The organism is Vibrio sp. ES.051, assembly GCF_002563795.1.
Classification (GTDB): domain Bacteria; phylum Pseudomonadota; class Gammaproteobacteria; order Enterobacterales; family Vibrionaceae; genus Vibrio.
In genome coordinates this window covers 64821-79199 of sequence record NZ_PDJL01000003.1, presented here as the reverse complement: position 1 = coordinate 79199, position 14379 = coordinate 64821, and the positions used below count along the sequence as shown (strand labels likewise).

At 45.1% G+C, this 14379-nt stretch carries 17 protein-coding genes; 7 read left to right on the top strand and 10 right to left on the bottom strand.

Annotated features, from left to right (window positions below; translation table 11 throughout):
- Positions 1-24 precede the first annotated feature (24 nt).
- From flgG to flgB, 6 genes are read right to left on the bottom strand one after another with little or no spacing between them, the layout of a single operon-like run.
- A complete protein-coding gene (flgG, locus tag ATG66_RS01040; RefSeq protein ID WP_098413563.1) occupies positions 25-810 on the bottom strand; it encodes a flagellar basal-body rod protein FlgG in 786 nt (261 codons plus the stop codon).
- A gap of 27 nt (positions 811-837) precedes the next feature.
- Positions 838-1569 carry a flagellar basal-body rod protein FlgF gene (gene flgF / locus ATG66_RS01035; RefSeq protein ID WP_098413562.1) on the bottom strand — a complete coding sequence of 244 codons (732 nt, stop codon included), beginning with the start codon at positions 1567-1569 and terminating at the stop codon, positions 838-840.
- A gap of 12 nt (positions 1570-1581) precedes the next feature.
- The gene (locus ATG66_RS01030; protein WP_098413561.1) at positions 1582-2880 is read right to left on the bottom strand and encodes a flagellar hook protein FlgE; all 1299 of its coding nucleotides are present in this window, start codon (positions 2878-2880) and stop codon (positions 1582-1584) included.
- 27 nt (positions 2881-2907) lie between these two features.
- Positions 2908-3591, bottom strand: coding sequence for a flagellar hook assembly protein FlgD (gene flgD / locus ATG66_RS01025; RefSeq protein WP_098413560.1), 684 nt, complete (start codon positions 3589-3591; stop codon positions 2908-2910).
- A complete protein-coding gene (gene flgC / locus ATG66_RS01020; protein ID WP_098413559.1) occupies positions 3591-4025 on the bottom strand; it encodes a flagellar basal body rod protein FlgC in 435 nt (144 codons plus the stop codon). Before flgC ends, flgD begins: the two co-directional genes overlap by 1 nt.
- Positions 4026-4027: 2 nt before the next feature.
- Positions 4028-4390, bottom strand: coding sequence for a flagellar basal body rod protein FlgB (gene flgB / locus ATG66_RS01015; protein WP_098413558.1), 363 nt, complete (start codon positions 4388-4390; stop codon positions 4028-4030).
- Between the two features lie 77 nt (positions 4391-4467).
- Here flgB and flgA point away from each other — a divergent pair, with 77 nt between their 5' ends.
- The 4 genes from flgA to ATG66_RS00995 all read left to right on the top strand — a co-directional run bounded on the left by flgA (position 4468) and on the right by ATG66_RS00995 (position 6867).
- On the top strand, positions 4468-5265 hold the full coding sequence (gene flgA, locus ATG66_RS01010) for a flagellar basal body P-ring formation chaperone FlgA (protein ID WP_098413557.1): 798 nt from the start codon (positions 4468-4470) through the stop codon (positions 5263-5265).
- A 135-nt stretch (positions 5266-5400) separates the two neighbouring features.
- Positions 5401-5682: a flagellar biosynthesis anti-sigma factor FlgM gene (flgM, locus tag ATG66_RS01005; RefSeq protein ID WP_098413556.1), complete on the top strand. Its 282-nt coding sequence runs from the start codon at positions 5401-5403 to the stop codon at positions 5680-5682.
- 20 nt (positions 5683-5702) lie between these two features.
- Entirely contained in the window at positions 5703-6140 is a 438-nt protein-coding gene (gene flgN / locus ATG66_RS01000; protein WP_098413555.1) for a flagellar export chaperone FlgN, read from the top strand.
- Positions 6121-6867: a lytic transglycosylase domain-containing protein gene (locus ATG66_RS00995; RefSeq protein ID WP_098413554.1), complete on the top strand. Its 747-nt coding sequence runs from the start codon at positions 6121-6123 to the stop codon at positions 6865-6867. The genes flgN and ATG66_RS00995 overlap by 20 nt, the downstream gene beginning before the upstream one ends.
- A 399-nt stretch (positions 6868-7266) precedes the next feature.
- Here ATG66_RS00995 and ATG66_RS00990 read toward each other — a convergent pair whose 3' ends face one another.
- A complete protein-coding gene (locus ATG66_RS00990) occupies positions 7267-7785 on the bottom strand; it encodes an NUDIX hydrolase (protein WP_098413553.1) in 519 nt (172 codons plus the stop codon).
- 280 nt (positions 7786-8065) lie between these two features.
- On the opposite strand from ATG66_RS00990, the gene ATG66_RS00985 reads away from it, so the two are divergent.
- Positions 8066-8326, top strand: coding sequence for a putative hemolysin (locus tag ATG66_RS00985; protein WP_098413552.1), 261 nt, complete (start codon positions 8066-8068; stop codon positions 8324-8326).
- Between the two features lie 223 nt (positions 8327-8549).
- On the top strand, positions 8550-9206 hold the full coding sequence (locus ATG66_RS00980; protein WP_098413551.1) for a hypothetical protein: 657 nt from the start codon (positions 8550-8552) through the stop codon (positions 9204-9206).
- On the opposite strand, the gene ATG66_RS00975 is transcribed toward ATG66_RS00980, so the two are convergent.
- The gene (locus ATG66_RS00975) at positions 9196-10038 is read right to left on the bottom strand and encodes a YdcF family protein (protein WP_098413550.1); all 843 of its coding nucleotides are present in this window, start codon (positions 10036-10038) and stop codon (positions 9196-9198) included. The two genes, ATG66_RS00980 and ATG66_RS00975, sit on opposite strands and share 11 nt — an antisense overlap.
- A gap of 131 nt (positions 10039-10169) precedes the next feature.
- Here ATG66_RS00975 and ATG66_RS00970 point away from each other — a divergent pair, with 131 nt between their 5' ends.
- Entirely contained in the window at positions 10170-11540 is a 1371-nt protein-coding gene (locus tag ATG66_RS00970; protein WP_098413549.1) for an L-serine ammonia-lyase, read from the top strand.
- Positions 11541-11633: 93 nt separating this feature from the next.
- Here the strand turns inward: ATG66_RS00970 and ATG66_RS00965 are convergent, their stop codons facing one another.
- Together ATG66_RS00965 and ATG66_RS00960 are read right to left on the bottom strand one after the other, a co-directional pair.
- Positions 11634-12758 carry a M14 family metallopeptidase gene (locus ATG66_RS00965; protein WP_179885557.1) on the bottom strand — a complete coding sequence of 375 codons (1125 nt, stop codon included), beginning with the start codon at positions 12756-12758 and terminating at the stop codon, positions 11634-11636.
- 273 nt (positions 12759-13031) lie between these two features.
- Positions 13032-14078, bottom strand: coding sequence for a porin (locus tag ATG66_RS00960; protein WP_098413548.1), 1047 nt, complete (start codon positions 14076-14078; stop codon positions 13032-13034).
- Positions 14079-14379: the final 301 nt, after the last annotated feature.

Sequence of the window (14379 nt, the reverse complement as noted above, 5' to 3'; positions counted from 1 at the left end):
CCTTCATCATCACCAATTTCATACTTACATTGATTGTGAAACAAACTTCAACATGTCATCTGCAGCAGAGACGACTTTCGCGTTCATCTCGTACGCACGTTGAGTGGTGATCATATCGACCATCTCTTCCACTACCTGTACGTTTGAACCTTCCAGTGCGCCTTGTTTGATGCTACCTGCGCCATCTTCACCCGCAATAAGCTCATCTGCTGGGCCACTTGCTTCGGTTTCACGGAACATGTTGCCGCCCACGGCTTCTAAACCGGCTGGGTTAATGAATTTTGCCAACGTGATTTGACCCAGCTGCTGAGGCGTTGGATCGTCTGCCGTGGTCGTGGTTACCGTGCCATCAACACCAACAGAAAACGAATTCGCATTGTCCGGAATTTGGATTTGTGGTTCTAACGGTAGACCTTGGCTGTTGACCATCAAGCCCTCAGAGTTGATGTGGAACTGACCATTACGCGAGTACATGATCTGGCCATCTGAGTTTTCAATTTGGAAAAAGCCTTTCCCCATGACCGCTAAATCTAGATCTTGTCTCGTGTTTTGCGTGTTGCCTTGGGTGAACACTTTTTGTGTGCCCACCACGCGAACACCACTGCCCAGCTGAACACCACTTGGCAACTCATTCACCTGATCCACTTGAGCGCCGGGTTGACGCTGAATGTTGTAGAACAAGTCTTCAAAGACCACTCGGTCGCGCTTAAAACCAACCGTGTTTACGTTTGCTAGGTTGTTGGAAATGGCAGTCATCTTAGTGTCCTGCGCTGCCATGCCCGTTTTACTTACCCATAATGCTGAATGCATTGGTTACTCCTTGTGGTGCGAGACCGACTATCTCGCCGCCATTAATTTATTACCAGCTTGTGCTAAGGTTTCAGCCGTTTTCATCATGCGAACTTGCATCTCGAAGTTGCGCGTTAGCGACATCACGTTAATCAACTCATCAATGGCAGACACGTTACTGCCTTCAAGGTGCTCTGCAGACACCTGCACGGTCTCATCCGCTGCGAATGGCACGCCATCAACACTGTGCAGTAGGCTGTCACTCTCTTTTTGTAGTTGATTCATTTCTGGTTTAACCAACTTTAACGTGCCTGCAGCGATTTCCGCGCCGCCACCCGGTGGGATAACCGACACTTGTCCGCGTTCGCTAATTTCAATCTTTTGATAATCAGGCACGACCAAAGGTCCATTTTCACCAAGCACCGCGAAACCATTAATGGTCATTGCGCCAAAGGTATCTACCTGAATATTGCCCGCACGGGTGTAAGCTTCGTTACCAGCAGGCGTTTCAACCGCTAGATAACCTTCGCCCATAATGGCGATGTCTAGTGGGCGTCCCGTTTTCATGATGTCGCCCGAATCAAAACGTGTTGACGCTGAATTCGTTACGACCATAGTGCGGCCATCAAAGCCTGGGCCTTGCATTTCAAGACTACTTACCCGCTCCATATCAGCCCGAAAGCCGGCAGTATCCGCGTTTGATAAGTTATTTGAACGCACGTGTTGAGCTTTAAGAACACGGCTCGCACCCGAGGTTGCGGTAAATAACAAGTTATCCATGCAACTCTCCCATTACACCGCGTTAAATAAAGCTTGAGTGAGCTTATCGTTGGTCGAAATGGTTTTTGCGTTCGCTTGGTAGTTACGTTGTGCCGTCATCAGCGCCACAAGCTCACTGGTTAAGTCAACGTTAGAGCCTTCTAGTGCACCTGGGGTTAAATCACCTAGCGTGCCTGACCCCGGAGCACCAATAATTGGCGCGCCTGAGCTAAAGCTTTGCGTCCATGAGGTACCGTTTGCTTTAGCAAGACCTTGAGTATTAGCAAAATCGGCCAGTACAACTTGACCTTGCAGCTGAGACTGACCGTTAGTGTAGGTGGCGTAAACCATACCGTTGTCTTCGACACGCACACCAGCCAGTTCACCAGAGGTATGACCGTTCGGGTTATTGGTGCTCACACCAAATGCGGCGCCGAACTGGGTGCTGCCGGCTAAGCTGATATCAATTTCCATTTTTTTGCCACCGGCTGTTGGAAATTCAACCTCAAATGCATTAATCGGAGAAGCTAGTACCCCATCCTCTTTAAACGTAACTTCCTGCTTTGTTTCGGGTGTAGTTGGGCTTCCATCTACATGCACTCGGGCTTCCCACTCATTCGCATCTGTTTTAGTAAAGTATTGAGTGACTGTATGTGCATTACCTAGCGAGTCATACACTTTGGTGGTGTAAGAAGAGTTAAATGATTTAGGGTCTTCTGGATCAAAAGCAACAGCTGTTTCATCATAAGGTTGTACAATACTAGCATCATAGGCAGGGTCACCCGGGTCACGTCTAGGGTCGTCAGTTGGGATTAAGAGATCACTATCCGCAGGAACAAGGTTCACTTTACTTGCACTGGCATCAAAGTTGGCCACAAAATCCAGTTTGTCTGTTGCTTCAGCCTTCAGTGAAGAGGTAGCAATTTGGATGTTGCCCACCGCGCCTTCCATCAGATTATTGTCACCATCAACGCCATAACCTTGCAATTTTGCGCCATTGTTTGAAACGACAAAATTGTTTTTGTCTGTGCCAAACACGCCAGAACGAGTGTAAAGCATTTGACCCGCACTATCTTGAGTGACAAAAAAACCACCACCGTTGATAGCCAAATCCATTGCACGACCGGTTCCTGTTATAGAGCCGTCTTTATCGAAGTTCTGTGAGATAGAAGCAACTTCTACGCCGCCAGGTTGCATGCCGTTATATACCGCTGAAAACTCAGCACGCGCCCCTTTAAAACCATATGTAGAAGCGTTGGCAATGTTGTTACTGATCGTGTTTAGTTCCGTATTGGTCGCGTCCAGACCACTTAGTGCGATGTTAAAACTCATAAAAAGACCTCTGATTTTCTTATTTGGTTAAGCACCAAACTGAGTGATTTGATAAAAAGGAACATTACCAACGCCTTGTACGTTGACTAATGCAGCGCCACCGGTATTCGGAATACGCACTTGCTCGACAGTACCAGCCATGAGGATGTTCGGACTTGCTTGTCCGTCTTGTACCTCAACCGACACCGTATATTTACCGGGTTTAAGACCCAGCGCTTCAGGATCAATTGAAAAATCGACATCCCCAGCCCCATGAGCACCTAAAGGCACTTTGGTTGACTGGCCGAATTCATCTTTCACCTCTAGCGTTACTTGGTTTGAGCCATGCTCTAGCTCGATTTTTCCGCTTTGAACGCCTTCGCCGAGTTCAAATTCATTTGAATTAACGTAAACGGTTTGACCCACTAAGCCAGCGGTAGAAAGTACTTGCATGTTATCGAGCAGAACCATGCTGTTTTGCATGATCGTCGACATATTCTCTGTACTTTGAACTTGAGAGAACTGTGCCAGCTGGCTGACATATTCCGTACCATCCAAGGGGTTAAGCGGGTCTTGGTTTTGAATTTGTGCCACCATTAAAGAAATAAACTCGTTCTCTAACGAAGAGGCACTGTTCATATCATTTGGGTTTGCAGAAATACCGCTGCCATTACTAGCCGATGCTTGAACGGGTGCATCAGACGATAGTGCGTTGTATTGTGCGAGACTCATTAGCTACCCTGCCCTAAACGCAACAAACCTTGTTGCATGCTTTTCACATTTGACAACACCTCAACATTGGTTTCGAAGCTACGTGTTGCCGACATCATGTCTGCCATTTCAGCGACAACATCAATATCGGGGTAATACACATAGCCTTCACCATTCGCCAATGGGTTATTTGGCTCAAAGCGTTTCTCGGCTTCTCCTGCACTTTTCACAACGTCAGCAATGCGAACTTCAGCATTGGGATACACACCATTTTCCGTTGTCATTTGCGTTTTTTGATACACCGTGGCGAACACTGGCTTTAAAGCTTTATAGGCATCATTGGGATTTGCCGATACCGCGTCTGCGTTTGCCAAGTTACTGGCTACCGTATTAAGACGTACGGTTTGTGCCGTCATCGCTGAGCCAGTGATCGAGTAAATATCAGTGAATGACATAATTAACGTCCCTCAATCGCTTTCGCTAAACCACTAAGTTTCATATTGAGAAACGTCAGGCTGGTTTGAAAGTCCATGTTATTTTGGGTGAATTTTGCTTGTTCAACACCAAGTTCTACAGTGTTGCCATCTTTACTATTCTGGTAAGGCACCGAGTACTGGGCCTCAACCTGAAGTTTAGGTACAGAATTACTCACACCGTTTGTCGACATTTTCTTCATAACAGTGGTGAAACTTAGGTCTTTCGCCAAATACCCAGGAGTGTCAACATTTGCTAGGTTACTGGCGAGGACTTTGGTACGCTGAACACGAAAATTGAGTGCCTCTGGATGTACACCTAAAGCATTTTCAAATGTGATCGCCATGCATCTTCCTTACAGTCGGCTCGAATACGCCAATATATAAACAAAATACGTGCCATAAAAAATAGCAATTCATATCAATGACTTACAAACAATCATGGAAATCAAACTTCCGGGTCGCGGAAGGCATTAAAAATAAGGGGAAGCTGCGCTCTTCCTCACTACTGATGCTCATGCTACTCGCTCTCACATCAGGCCAAAGTTTTGCCAGCACTGACAACAACACCCTCAGTGTCGAGAAGCTAAAAAGCGCCGTGACAGAGCACTTCGAGCAAGAAGTAAAACGCTTTGCACTTTCCAACCGGTGGGGGAACTACCAGTTGAATTTCGACATGTGGGTGCCGGGGTCGGCCAACCACTTACCAGAATGTGATTCGCCTCTGATCATCACTGGTCGAGATAACCAACCTCTGCCAGTCGGAAACCTTAAACGATCGGTAAGTTGCGATGATATGTCTTCATCTTGGCGAATTAACGTGACAATAAAATCAAAACTGACATTGCCCGTCTTGGTTGCCACCACCACCGTGGGCCGAGATGAAGTCGTGACAGCGAAACACGTCAAACTGGAAATACGCACCATCACTCGTCAGGACGATTTTTATACTCATCCGAAGCAAGCGATTGGGTTAGAAACCTCCCGCCGGCTGCGTGCAGGTCAAGTGGTAGATCCATCGAACTTATCTGCCCCACCGTTAATAGAAAAGGGCAACGAAGTCATCGTGATTGCCACAAAAAATGGATTTAGTGCCAGTACGAAAGGTGTCGCCTTTGAAGATGGTGCGAAAGGCCAACAGATTGAAGTGAAAAACCTAAGCTCAGGAAAGGTCATACGGGCCGTGGTGACAGGACTCAATCAAGTCCACACTCAATTCTGATTTTGGACTGAGAGTAACATTTTTTGATTTTGGCGCTCGTCAGCCATAGTGAACTTCGAGTACAAAATAAATATTTAATGTTTTTTACACCCTAGCCGCCTACTTTAATTAGAACATGATGATGAGGACCACAGCATGAAAATAGACAAAGTCGCGGGCGGTCATGTCCCACAAACAAAATTACAGCAAGCGAGCAAACAACTGGTCGACACCGTCGAACAAAACAAAGTAAGCGAGCCCGCATTTCAGGCGAATACGGCTGCGATTGATCGCGCTCAAGCTGAAATGGCATCACTACCCGATGTTGACATGGAAAAAGTAGAACAGGTACGCAATGCATTAGCACGTGGCGAACTGAGCCTAGATACCCAAGTACTATCAAAGGCGATCATGCAATTCCACACCGGTCACGAGTAAAAATACACTAGGAAGGCATCATGGCAAGCGCAGTATCGCAGCGAATCCAACATTTTGTTCGCTCAATACCAGAAGATATTAAACTCTATCGACAACTGCTCCCTTTACTTCAACAGCAGAAGTCTTTGTACCTAATGTTTGATGGTGAAACACTGAATAATAATATTCAGCAACAAACGCCGATACTCAATAAACTCAGTCGCTCAGCCACTGAGAGAAGCCAGTGTATGCGAGAGTTGGGGTTAACACCTAATGACACTAGCGTGAAACGAATTTTCAACGCTTTGCCTGCCCAAATAGCCAAGCAAGCTAGAGAACAATGGGCGCTGTTAGAAACGTTGGTCAGTCAGTGCCAACAATACAATCAGAGCAATGGTCAAAGCTCTGCGGCGTTCCATGAGTTGATCAGTCAACTCAAACAACCAGTGCAACACACTTATGAAGATAAATCGTTCTAAACGATATTCGTCTAACCTACAGATTCCGTCGCCATCCCGATTGAATACTGTAGGTCTTTATATTTTTATCACCTTATTTTCTTGCCTGTCAGCAATCTGTCAAGCACAGCCACGTTCCGCTGATATTCAGCAGCAATATCAAGTTTTAGCCCCATATAAACCACAAATCACCAAACGTCTCAATTCAGTGAGCCCAGTGTTGGATCATATTCTCAAGCAATTACAGAACCATTCGTTACCAACGAAACTAGCCTTGATCCCGATGCTGGAATCCTCTTACAACCCAAAAGCCGTTTCTCACGCAAATGCAGCAGGGCTTTGGCAGCTCATCCCTGCGACAGCGCAACGATTCGGATTAAACGTGGACTCAAAACAGGACGATCGTTTTGATACCCAAGCGAGCACAATCGCGGCGCTTAAATATCTGACATTCTTATACAACAAGTTCAACCAAGACATCGCTCTTACTTTGGCCGCGTATAACGCAGGAGAAGGACGAGTCGCACGTGCGATTAAACGAGCGGGTAGCAGCCATTTCCAACAACTCAAGTTACCTCAAGAAACTCACCAATATGTCAGTCGCTTTTTCGCACTGGAACAGTTAATAGATATAGAGCAGTTACAATCATCATCCTTCCAACCGTTACTCTTATTTGTCACCGAACCCATTCCGCTTTCTCAACCACTCATCGACTTTAGTCGACTCCCCCCGCTGGTCAGTTTGTAAAAAACGCCAAAGCCATCAATGTCAGAAGAACGTAAAACTGCGCCCTCCTATTCGACTGATTTGAAAACTCGTGATCTTGCTACCAACGTGTGTAAAAACGTTAAGCTAGGGTATCTCAAAGATAAGAAAGAGCAGTGGTTTGCTCATAGACACTCAGTTGCACTCTTTGATTGATAGATATGCGTCACATTGCGTTTGCGAAACGCATGAAAACTAAAGGTTGGACCTGTTATTTATTTACACACTCAATGAAAAGCGGCTATTGTTTCTATAATTTAAAACAGATTTAAAATATTGAGATGACGCTTCGCTTGCGCGTCTGGAATAAGTCCGGGTTCCGGGGGGATCTCGGACTTTTTTATTACTTTCAACTTGCCACCCAAAAATACGGCGGGAAAATCAAACTAACTCCTTAGCAATGAGCTGTAATAAGAAAGTTTCTCGCTCAATACTCATCCCTTTCTTCGGGCTATCCGCTATCGTTTCTTCATTGTGCGCAATCGCATCGTGGATATTTATCCATACAGGCCGCATGCCATTCTTCACTTCGTAATCCTCATAGGCCGTCTCACCAAGCTCACGATCGATTCGGCATATGTAACAATACGAGACCATGTGCATAACATCCGCATCATCTTTGTGCCAAGGTCGAAACTCTTCAAAAATACCGTAGGGTTTAATGCCATGAATATTTTGTGCACCTGTTTCTTCTTCTAACTCACGAACCAGTCCGGCAATCACATCTTCACCATCGTCAATGCCCCCACCAGGTAAAGTATAATCATGGTAGCGCTCAGTATAGAGCAACAGAACATCTTCGCCATCAAGCACAATGGCACGCGCAGCATTACGTTGAAAGATGATCTTGTCGTCCAAATGATCAATGTCTGGGTGGATTATCGATTTTAAATGTCTCATTAAACGTTCCGCTGTGAAGGTTTTACGCGCATACTACCGAAATTCCTCGTCTTTCCCAAGTTGCTATTTGTCTAGGAAAGCGCATCGTTTCATCTTAACCGCACACGCCCTCTAACCACTTTGATAAAAGCGCATGGAAGATGGTCCACTCAAGAGCTAGGAATATACTTGAATACAAATATCGCTACGCCCCTCATACTTTTTACAGGCATAACACAATAACCACTAAAATTTTCCTATAATCAGCATAATACTCGCCCATCCCATGCGGAGATAAAGAATGAAAAAGACAAGTTTAATAATGGCTATGGCTGCGACAATGATGCTGGCTGGCTGTGCAACCTACGACGGTGCGACTCGATCTACCGAATACACATCAGCGGCGAATCCTGCCGCGGTTTACTGCGTTCAACAAGGTGGTGAGCTTGAGACCATATCAGAAAACGGTGAACGAGTGACTTACTGCGTTCTTTCTGAAGACAATCGTGTTGAGCAATGGGAGTATTACCGCGACCATCATAAAAAGAATGATGAATACTAATTACCCAATCAGCAATTAAGGAGCCAAATGGCTCCTTTTTTCATTGACTTATATCTTCCGACCAAAAACGCCCAATATACTCAACTTAGTGCGCACAATAATATCGAACAGTGTTCTATTCTTGACATTTCCCTGACAAAACTTTCCACTCGGACAATAAAATCTCGCACACAGATCACATAAATTCACGTTTCTTCCACACTATGTGGAGCAGGTGGGCCAGATGAAAACGCAAATAATGAAAAAAGCCGAGTCGGCACAAAACAACGTTGTTACTGAAGAAGCTAAGCGGATTATCTATAAATTAAGTTTGAGCGCGTTAATGATTGTGGCTATCAGTATTCTCGTTAACCTAAGCATTCGTCTTGATTATGTCGTATTGGGTTCAAGCCTTGGAGAAGTCTCGATCACTGAAACACTTCAGCTTGTGATGCTCGCTATTGCTTCGTGGTCGTTTTTTAGCCTTTCAAAGCAGCAGACCCAGCTTAAACACGCGGCCATTCTGATCTCAGGCTTTTTCGCCGTTCTAATTATCCGTGAGACGGACTATTGGACGGACATGATTCATCATGGCTCTTGGATTTTCCCTGCCCTAACGATAACGGCACTTGCCTGTGCAAAAGCTTACCGAGGGGGTAAAGGTACGGTGAATGAAATGGCAAACATCTTAAAAATGCCAGATATGAAGTTATTGATTGGCGCTGTCATGCTATTGCTGGTGTTCTCACGTTTATACGGTATGGGTAACTTTTGGCAACAAGTTATGGATGAGAGCTACATTCGCGATGTTAAAAATATTTCAGAAGAAGGCATAGAGCTACTTTGCTACTGTCTAATTGCATTAAGCGCAGTACGTACGCGACGCGAACTTACTGAATAGATTCGGGATCTAAGCGGCGGTTTAATCTGGTAAGGGTCGGATGAAGTACGCTCAAGGCTTGCTCCGTCGCATCGAAAGATTCATTCAAGGCTGTCATCTCGACGGCCTTTTTAATTACTTCAACCAACTGTAACGTGTCTTGGTCTAGCGGTAATACTTGCAGTTGCTCAATCGCTTTTCGTGCAATGGATAGCGGCTGAGCTCTCACAACCGACAAATCTCGTTGAAACGACCCCTTCTTTACGCCTTCTAAATAAACTCGGTAAGTTGTCAGTTCATCAAGGTGTAAAAATGCCTCTGCCAAAATTCCTTTGTGCGGATATGGCACACTAATATGTTGGCTGATGTCTAATGGAATATTGAGCTGAACGCCCTTTGAGGCACAATTTGTCTTAAGAACTCGCAGCAACCCCTGCTCATCCATCAGCGTTTGGATTTCTATGATTCGTTCAAGATGGTAATCATTGGACAATAATGTCACATTAATCAGGTGCTGTGACGGCAACGGAACCAGACCACTATCACATAACACTTGTGCGGCATTACGCATATTTTGAAATGTGTTCAACGAACGGTTTTCAATTAGAACCTGATGTTGAGGAAACGAGACCAATGATGACGCATTCAGTCTTTTAAAATAAGCGTACATCGCATCCGCTTCAGAGACGGTTTGATCTGAAACTCTTCCGCCACAAAAAATTAGCAGCGTATTATCAATTGGTAAAGAAGAGAGAGAGTCAGATAACGCAGCGACTCTCGAGATACCCTCAGCCGTTAATCGACTATTGACTAGGCGTTTACCTAGAATGATGACTACATTATCTAACTTCATATCAAAATCTCGAGGTTATTTAGCAGAGTTACAAAATTCTTCTTTCCCAATTAGCTTACAAACCCTAACATCTAGTTAACAACACTGTTCTAGAGACCTTTACAAAGGTTCACTGTTAAAGGAAGTCAATTATGCTGTCGATTTTCGATATATTTAAGATTGGAGTCGGACCTTCAAGTTCCCACACTAATGGCCCTATGCTCGCCGGATTTCATTTCACTCAACGCCTTAAAGACTCTATGGCGAAAGTGCATCGTGTGCAAGTAGACCTCTACGGCTCATTATCACTTACTGGCAGAGGACACCATACGGATCGCGCCACCGTCCTCGGTTTGATGGGTAACCGCCCAGATAACATAAAAATGACCAGTGCTAAAAGTGCATTACAACATACCATAGAAAACAAAACCTTACCGTTAGCGGGAACTCACCACATTGAGTTTAGTTATGACCATGATATCGTCTTCCATAGCGATTACCTTCCTTTGCATGAGAACGGCATGATGATCACTGCACTTGATGCCGCTGGCGATCAGGTCGCATTCGAGACTTATTACTCTATTGGTGGCGGTTTTATCGCAACAGCAGATGAACTAGAGTACGGCACACAACAAGCTCAAGTAGAAGTGCCATTCCCATTCACTTCCGCTGATGAGATGCTTGCAAAGGCCGAAGCGAACGGTTTTAGCTTAGGTGGCATGATTTTGCAGAATGAGCTTTCATTCCGCCCTGAGGCAGAGATCGACCAAAAAGCAGAGCAGATCTGGAAAGTGATGTCACTCTGCATGGATCGTGGGTTTAATACTGAAGGTATTTTAGAAGGCGGTTTAAACGTCACTCGCCGCGCGCCAAACCTGTTGAAAAAGCTGGAGGCCAATGCTGCGATTGAAAATGATCCCATGGAGATCATGGATTGGATTAACTTATTTGCTTTTGCAGTCAGTGAAGAAAACGCAGCTGGTGGACAAGTCGTCACCTCTCCAACGAACGGCGCGGCGGGAGTCATACCTGCGGTGTTGATGTATTACCATCGATTCATTAAAGAACTCGATATCAAGCAGTTAAAGGACTTTCTTGCCGTCGCTGGGGCGATCGGCATTTTATATAAAACTAACGCATCAATTTCAGGTGCAGAGGTGGGGTGCCAGGGAGAAGTCGGCGTTTCTTCATCCATGGCAGCAGCGGGCCTGACGGCGCTAAGAGGCGGCAGTAACGAGCAGATCTGTATTGCGGCAGAAATCGCGATGGAGCATTCCCTGGGTATGACCTGCGACCCAATTGGGGGCTTGGTTCAAGTGCCGTGTATCGAAAGAAATGCGATGGGTGCAATGAAAGCGATTAATGCGTCACGTATGGCGTTAAAGCGCAATAGTAAGTGTCTTATCTCACTAGATAAAGTTATCGAAACCATGTACCAGACAGGTAAAGACATGAACAAAAAATACCGTGAAACATCTTTAGGCGGTTTAGCCGTGATCCACATGGCACCACCGTGCGAGTAATGCCGCTAACAACGTTTTATAGAGTGTAAAATGATTGAGAGAAAAAACAGCTCATCAAAAATGAGCTGTTTTCAGGGTAATGCCTTCATTGCCCTAAATTTTATCTGTTACCGTTAGCGTCGCAGCTAGCACATCTTGTCCAAATAATACGCTGCGCTCTGGCGACCAACCGTAAAGTGGGTCTGGATGGTTGTTGTTATCTTTAAATGGCATCTCAATGGTATAAGACAAGCATTTAAATTGTTCTGCAACCCAATTTGAACCAACCGTTAAGTTCGCCTTCCCTGGTTCATCTTTGTCGTAACCCATCGCATCTTGGAACTCAGGCGTAATAGTAAGTAATGCTTGCTTAAATGACGCTTCTAAAGCAGCAAGGTTTTCATCATAGGAAGGAATTCCTTCTGATCCTGCAACGAAGTTGTATGGAATCGCCTCATCACCATGAATGTCTAAAAACATGTCGACTCCAGTTTCCAACATTCGTTGACGCACGAGGCTAACTTCTGGGCTTTTTTCCATTGACGGCGTTTGCCATTCGCGGTTTAAGTTCACGCCTACCGCGTTGGTGCGTAAATGACCACGAATACCACCATCAGGGTTCATGTTTGGCACTACGTAAAGCACGGCCTTTTCTAGTAACACACGTGCAACCGTGTCGTTTTCATCCAACAAACGTTGGATCATGCCTTCCATGAACCATTCCGCCATAGTTTCACCTGGATGCTGACGGGCAATCATCCAAATTTTCTTTTTACCTGCTTCTGGTTCACCAAACGTCAGTAGGCTCATGTCATTGCAGTCCAGCGTCTGACCTAAAGTTTCCAACTGACAATGATGCGCACTCTGTGCCATGTGTAATAAGTCTAAATGGCGATCGTACGTGTAAGGCGCAAAGTAAGCGAAGTAGATAGAACTGCGTTCTGGAATAACTTTAAAGGTCAGCGTATCGCCATCGAATTCAGCAGGAATACGGAACCATTCTTCGCGGTCGTAAGACGCCACGACATCGTAACCCTGCCAACCTTCTGGGTATGCAGACTTGGCCAAATCAAGCAGTTTGATGATGTGTGACTGTTCTGCTTCTGTTTCTAGACGAAAGTGAAACCATTGGTAGAATTCTGACAGGTTGTCATTAGGAATTTTGAGTTGAATGTCGTTTTTGTCGTCTGCTTTCACTACGTGAATGCTGCCGCTATCGAAGTTGCTGAATACTTTCATTATATTACTCACCTTTTTCATCTGAGCTTGAAAAGCTGAGGCTAACACAAAGGGAAGAGATGCCCCTATTACTTTCCTATCGCTCCTAGCCACGATATTAGATATTCACTTTCCTCGCCTCTTGTGAAGGCTGTATGCGGACTCATTACAAACCATCAGTACGATCAATAAGCAATATACGCATTTAACTGGCCAACTAAGAAAAACGCCTACTCACACTGAGTAGGCGCTAACACAATAGATGTGTTTAGGCAGTAGAAACTGGCCTATTGATTAGAAGTAGTAACGAGCACCTAAAGTCCAGTAGTCGTTCTCTTCATTATTATAGTCGTTACCTAAGTCAAACTGGTAACCTGCAAAAGTATAGAACGCTGGTGTTACAGCGTATTCAGCTTGTAATGCTGTTTCGCTTGTAACTGTCTTATTGTCTTTGTCGTCTTCTACACCTTCGTAGTTAACGCTGAATGTCCAATCGTTTACGCCGTACGCCAACAAAGCTTCAAGCTGAGATGTGTCTTCACGCATATCGTAGAAGTATTCGTTCATGCCGTATACTACTGCTGCGTATAGGCCTGAAGCATACTCACCATAGTTTACAGAGACTAGGTGTGATTCAGCATTTTCTGTATTATTCCCGATTTTAACGTCACCGCCGCTGTATACGTAACCAAGACCAAAGCCCGCTACAGAGCCGCTAAGTGCGATTTGACCGCGTTGATCATATTTATTACCAGAAGTTGCATATACAGGCAGACCTGTAGCTTCAGATTTCACGATTGATACACTTGTATCATCATTCTCGCCCTGCCAACCTAGGCCTAGGTTGAAAGCAAAGCCGTTGCCAAAATCATACCCTTTGCGGTAACTGAGCATTTTTTCTGCGCGACCAGTCCCTAGGTTGTTGTGGTTGTCGTACAAGAAATCGTTCGCAAACGCGATTGGTAAGTCCGCTACGCCCGCGATGTCGTAGTACGGTGACCACTGTGTACCTGCGACTAGACGACCAAACTGCTCATGAGTTGCACCGATGTAGCCTAAACGCGTTGAGAATGACTGTTCACCACCATTTAGGTAGTTAAGTGCCCATTCGCCTTTAGCGTCGATAGTGATGCCGTTGCCAATGTCTTTCTTACCCGCCACGTTAATACGTGGAGACACTTGGTGAACTTTCACTTCGTCTTCGAAATACTCACCGACGCCAACAGAAACGTGACCGCCGATAGAAAGAGATGTGCCATCGCTGTTATAAACTTCTGCTGCGAAAGCTTGTGTACCACATGCTAGTGCCGCCACTGCAACGGCTAGAGTTTTCATTTTCATTGTTAACATCCGTATAGTTGTTTGTACCGGTTCGCTCAGAATCAGATTAAACTTGAATTAATCACAACGAACACGTAACAAAGTAATGACGAAATCGAAATAAAACAAACACTTTATTATGCAATCAATGGTATTGACGGTCATTTTTTGAACTAAGTCACGAAAAAGCAGGGAACTTTTCATTTTCCAACATAAATTCTATGGACTTTTTACGTGTTACATTCCCTGCGCGCGAGTGGCTTCTCACTTTTGGTATTCTTACTGCCCCTACGGTCAATAATATAATATGTAGTATGCGATC

What these genes read in the sequence shown, in the direction of transcription:
- flgG (WP_098413563.1), bottom strand. Translation starts at nt 810, where the DNA reads ATGCATTCAGCATTATGGGTAAGTAAAACGGGCATGGCAGCGCAGGAC.
- flgF (WP_098413562.1), bottom strand. Translation starts at nt 1,569, where the DNA reads ATGGATAACTTGTTATTTACCGCAACCTCGGGTGCGAGCCGTGTTCTT.
- ATG66_RS01030 (WP_098413561.1), bottom strand. Translation starts at nt 2,880, where the DNA reads ATGAGTTTTAACATCGCACTAAGTGGTCTGGACGCGACCAATACGGAA.
- flgD (WP_098413560.1), bottom strand. Translation starts at nt 3,591, where the DNA reads ATGAGTCTCGCACAATACAACGCACTATCGTCTGATGCACCCGTTCAA.
- flgC (WP_098413559.1), bottom strand. Translation starts at nt 4,025, where the DNA reads ATGTCATTCACTGATATTTACTCGATCACTGGCTCAGCGATGACGGCA.
- flgB (WP_098413558.1), bottom strand. Translation starts at nt 4,390, where the DNA reads ATGGCGATCACATTTGAAAATGCTTTAGGTGTACATCCAGAGGCACTC.
- flgA (WP_098413557.1), top strand. Translation starts at nt 4,468, where the DNA reads ATGACTTACAAACAATCATGGAAATCAAACTTCCGGGTCGCGGAAGGC.
- flgM (WP_098413556.1), top strand. Translation starts at nt 5,401, where the DNA reads ATGAAAATAGACAAAGTCGCGGGCGGTCATGTCCCACAAACAAAATTA.
- flgN (WP_098413555.1), top strand. Translation starts at nt 5,703, where the DNA reads ATGGCAAGCGCAGTATCGCAGCGAATCCAACATTTTGTTCGCTCAATA.
- ATG66_RS00995 (WP_098413554.1), top strand. Translation starts at nt 6,121, where the DNA reads ATGAAGATAAATCGTTCTAAACGATATTCGTCTAACCTACAGATTCCG.
- ATG66_RS00990 (WP_098413553.1), bottom strand. Translation starts at nt 7,785, where the DNA reads ATGAGACATTTAAAATCGATAATCCACCCAGACATTGATCATTTGGAC.
- ATG66_RS00985 (WP_098413552.1), top strand. Translation starts at nt 8,066, where the DNA reads ATGAAAAAGACAAGTTTAATAATGGCTATGGCTGCGACAATGATGCTG.
- ATG66_RS00980 (WP_098413551.1), top strand. Translation starts at nt 8,550, where the DNA reads ATGAAAACGCAAATAATGAAAAAAGCCGAGTCGGCACAAAACAACGTT.
- ATG66_RS00975 (WP_098413550.1), bottom strand. Translation starts at nt 10,038, where the DNA reads ATGAAGTTAGATAATGTAGTCATCATTCTAGGTAAACGCCTAGTCAAT.
- ATG66_RS00970 (WP_098413549.1), top strand. Translation starts at nt 10,170, where the DNA reads ATGCTGTCGATTTTCGATATATTTAAGATTGGAGTCGGACCTTCAAGT.
- ATG66_RS00965 (WP_179885557.1), bottom strand. Translation starts at nt 12,758, where the DNA reads ATGAAAGTATTCAGCAACTTCGATAGCGGCAGCATTCACGTAGTGAAA.
- ATG66_RS00960 (WP_098413548.1), bottom strand. Translation starts at nt 14,078, where the DNA reads ATGAAAATGAAAACTCTAGCCGTTGCAGTGGCGGCACTAGCATGTGGT.